The sequence below is a fragment of the Endozoicomonas sp. ONNA1 genome (assembly GCF_024606325.1).
GTDB lineage: Bacteria > Pseudomonadota > Gammaproteobacteria > Pseudomonadales > Endozoicomonadaceae > Endozoicomonas_A.
The window spans coordinates 1-4,767 of sequence record NZ_JAHHPN010000782.1; the positions used below are offsets into that span (position 1 = coordinate 1).

General features: G+C 46.7%; 1 protein-coding gene. It reads left to right on the forward strand.

The window, feature by feature from the left end:
* The coding region (locus tag KDK19_RS18695; protein ID WP_257292591.1) for a hypothetical protein at window positions 1-4,767 on the forward strand (4,767 nt) is incomplete at both ends.

The window sequence follows — 4,767 nt, forward strand, 5'->3', positions numbered from 1 at the left end:
GAATGAGAAAATTTCGTCCCAATGCATTAAGCCTTGCCGTAGCCATTGCCATCAGCTCTTCCATCATTGTCACACAGGCACTGGCCGATCGCAGGCTGCAGATAAAATCTTTCGATATTCGGGACAATGGACATAAGGAGTTTACCCGGAGTGAGGTTATAGTTAAGCCAACTTCAGGTGATGACCAGCAGCCAATACCCGGATCCTTTACCACCACATACCCGGACCAGACTGAAGTCAGAGCGGGCTATGACGTTCCTTCTGAAGGCTTCACAGACGTTCTTTCCGGCATCGAGGGTGGCGTTTCCAGTGTTGATCTATTTGCAACAGACGATAATGAAATTGCTCAGAAATACACCAAAGTTCTCAAGGTCGGTAATGAGGGAATCTTCAAGTTCACCCATGATCTTGCAGAAACGAAACTGGTCATTGAAGTCAGAAAAGGAATGACCGATCAGAGCTCAATTTCAGCTGTTCGTGCTCAATCAGATGATATCCAACCATTAGAACCGTTTACGAAAGTTGCCAACCCTGAACTTCTGGTCGGAGTGCTGAAGGGTGCGAATGAAAGAGCAGGAAGTCTTGGCGAAGTTGATCACTATGTTGCCCTTGCCACTATTGAAGTAGACAAAGTTGAAGTGAATGGGCGCACCTTCATGCGTCTTATCGCAGCAGGCGATCAGCCTCCTGAACTGCAACGTCTGGGTCAATCGCTCTTTGTCAATGATGAGGTGCTTTTAGCAGCAGCCACCTCTGCCTACGCCCGGGTTCATCTTCTGGGTGAAGATTTACAACAGGAAACTCTGAATAAACTGTTGTCCTGCCATAAGCCCGTCGGCTATGTCGTATACGTTGAGGATGACACGCAGGCATACCCTGTGCCTGCAGGTTTTCCAAAACTGGAAGTGACTGAGACTCCGGGGGAGATTATTGTTTTCCGCGGTCAGAAGCAGAATCCGACCGATATCGCTTTTATTGAAGGTATCTATGACGTCTGGATGGAAGAGTTCTACAACAGCCCTCGCCCCCGGGAAACAATACAGGTTAAAAAAGACAGGGTCAAAAGCTACCAGTACATCATTCGAAGCAGGCAGATGGCACAGCTCGAAGGGTTAGCTGCAGAGCACAATAATGGAATTGTCAAAAGTGAACATACGTCGCTTTTATACCATGGCAAACTGGTGACGCTTGCATACTATGAATATCTCCAGCAGACATTGACCTGTGCTGCTTCGGATGGAGCAGACGAATTTAAATTCACAATGCCACACGTCAGATTCGTTTCGTCATTCATCACGCCGACCTGGATGCATATCCAACTCGTAAAACGTTTCAGCTTCAAACCCGTACTTGGAAATCTTCTGACTAACCGGGATTTCATTCAGAATATTCATGAAATAATCAGGTCCGATATCAGCGTATTTTCTAACGATTATTTTGACGATCCTTTTAGTGAAGAGGAAGGCTTTGCTTCCAAAGTCACTGGCAGATTTGCCGGACAGCTCATTGAGATGGAAAATGAGTTGCAAGCACTAAGGGCAACAGAGGCCAAACTCAACGATCAAAAGGAATTAACAGAACGAACATTAACAGAACGAACAATAGTATCAGTCATTCCAAGTGGTCAGAAAAAGCAGAAAATATCAGGACAAGCACAGTATTGTGTGGATGAACTTGCACAGATTCATAACAGGTTCGACAGCCTTGCAGATTCGAAACAAGAACGGCAAGACATCAGAACACAAAGCAACCCCAAACCCATGCCCGAAGTCCTTGAGACGCTGAGTGCCGTAGAAAAAGCCCTTAAGATGCATGACCTTGATGAAAACGACGACGTGTATCTCCGTCGCCGGGGCATTTCTGAAAACATGCAGGAATACATCAGAGATGCCAGACAGCTGGCAGAGAACGAGGCTCTGGACATACTGGATGACGTAGAAGTAGTACTTGACATCAGAGTCAATGAAGAGGATGACAAAACAACAAGACTCACCAGAGTTTTTATAACACTTAACCGCAATCCTCTCTCAGAAAAGATACTGGATGCGGTACTGAATCGAATCGATAACATCCGCTGGCAATATGAAAGCAAAACTCAGGACGAGAAGGAACACAAACTCATTATGCTTCTTGCAAACCTTCACGATAAAGTCGAAGGCTCTGACCCGGACATGCAAGCCAGAGAACAACAGTCCGCTGTGCTCGAAGCCGTAGAAAAGATTCTTAACATCAAATTCGACGAATGGGATGACAATGCAGCAAGACTTGCCCGGGTTCATACCCTACTTGCCGATCATGATGTCTCAGAGCAATTGCTGGATCAGATAGATCAAACCCTCTGGAAAGAAGACAGCAAAGCTCTGAACAAGAAAGATCTCAAATACAACAAGATTCGTGCGACTCTTATCTATAAAGTCGAAGATGCCTACCTGGACAAGCACGCCAGGGAACAACAGACAATTCTGCTTAGAGCTGTTGAGGACGAGCTAAGCATCAACCCTGATGAAAACGTTGCTGCCAGAGAAAGCGGCAGAGCTTTCACTGTCAAACTGGCCAAAGACCTGAATGTAGCACTTGAGCAGGATGACAACCTGTCTGATCAGAAGGATATCCTGAGAGCCAGAGTTCTGGAATTAATCGAAGAATCAAATACAGCTTATGACGATGAAGCTGCCAGAAGATCCTGGAACAATGCAGTGGCTCATCAACTCAACATTGAGGATTATAGAGAAGATGCCATTATCAACGACCAGAACAGTTTGATTGAAAAAAAACTCCTGCAGCTGGACGATTTAGTTATCAATACAGGTCAGCCTGACGTTAATGAGCGCATTGCAGCCATTGAGAATGAGCTTGACAGGCAATTGACTCGTCTGGGCCCCAGACCCCGATACGTTCTTGATCGTGAGCTAGCCAATGCCAGACGAGCATTGGAAAATGCTGAAAACGGACTGAAAGAGGTTTACCGTGAACTTAAGACGATTAGTGGCAAACACGTATTATTTGCGGGAAAACGCAGTGATCTCCAACACCTCCCGGATCAAGACGACGCAACTCTCAATCGGCTAATGAAACAATTTCAGACCGACTTTGGTCTGGCTGCAGGTGACGAACAAACGTCTGAAGAGCGATTAGAGGACATCAGACATTTCCTGCGGGAACACAGTACAGAAAAAAGAGATGAAATCATTGAGACACCCGGAGCCAGAGCAGATCTGGATATCCATATAAAAGAAGATGACCTCAGTTCACTGCAAAAAAATGATTACTTTTTTTCAGTTACAAGCCATAAAAAAAATCATGGTCCGGACGAAACCGGTACCCTTGAGGAAGCATTGGGTGAACTGCCTTTAGCCAGAAAAAAGTACACTCAGATCACAGAATTCCTGCGTGAGCACCACAAGAAATTTATGGACGTGATCAATGCAATGTCTGAACAGAGGGATGCACAAGAGAATCTGGATCGTAAACAACAGAAGATTATTGATTTTGGAGGCATCGATGAGGAGGCTAAAACCCTACATAAGCACGAAATGGTTGAGCTGAGTTTAATCCTGAAGCAGAAATGTGAAGCTGTATCAAAAGCAGAAGATGCTCTGACGAATTACAATGTAGCGTTTCTTGGTACCACTGAAGAAGCCGTGGACCTTAAACCAGACACTTCTGACACCTTTAGACGACGACTTGATATCCTGAGAAACAGACAGGTACAACTGGGTGGTCATGATGGTACCGGCGGTGAGATCCGGCAACTGATTCAGGAGCAGGCCCGTCTGGAAGATGAGCTTGAACCCAGGAAAGCAAACATTGAGAGAATAAGGGAAGTCTTGAAGGCAGCAGAGGAAGCCGTCGAAAATGATGTCGCTCCCTCCCAATTCACACCCAGGCAGATAAAAGTCCTGACCGATATCCATGACTTCATGCAGCAGCACTCTCTCAAGAAACAAGCTCTGGAAGCCGCAATGGGTCTGGCAGAATTAGCGGAAAAACGCGGTGGGCTAATACCCTACTTTCCGGCTTTAGGTTTTGCCGATGAACTTCAACCGCTTCGCCTGATTGCATCGATCGGAGACGGGCTGACGCTTGATCAGGCCAGTCGGATTGTGGAAGTTTTCAAAAGTCTGAAAACGACCTTCCCGCCCCCTCTCAACCCTGGAAAAGATCAGCCTCTCAATGTCCCTAAAAAAGTCCATGAGCTTGTGGTCAGGGCCAGGCGCGAGCTGCAAAACGGGGCTCAACAATACGACGATGAAATTCGCGGCATGGGCAAAACAGCCATTCATTTCGTCGAGTGTGAACCAAAGGAGCTGAAAAGCTTTTCGGAATACTTCGCTGCCCATTCTGCCAGTGGTCACAAGATCATCACTCTGCTGCGTGAAGGTCTGATCAGCAAGGTTGAACTTGAGAACTACATAAAGGCCGTCAGAAGTGTCGATGGTTATGAGCCAGTAGAAGAATTTGAACACCTCCTTGGCTACAGACGTGGCATCAAGTTAATCCACTTCAGAGGCGTTGTCCATGGGCTGTCCGAAAAGAGTGCTGAGGAATTCATGCAGAGTGCCTTTGCACCTGTGACTGTGACCACCACTGGCCCGGCGGGTATGAAGGCGTCTGTTGCCGGCATGAAAGAGTATGCAGCTGTGGTCATCGCCAACTACGTTCTTGACGATGTCGCCTTTGAAAACGGCCGCAAGACCGTAGCATTCCTGACTAATGTTCAGGATACCCTGACACCTTATGCCAATGCCGTTGGCGTGTCTGAATCAG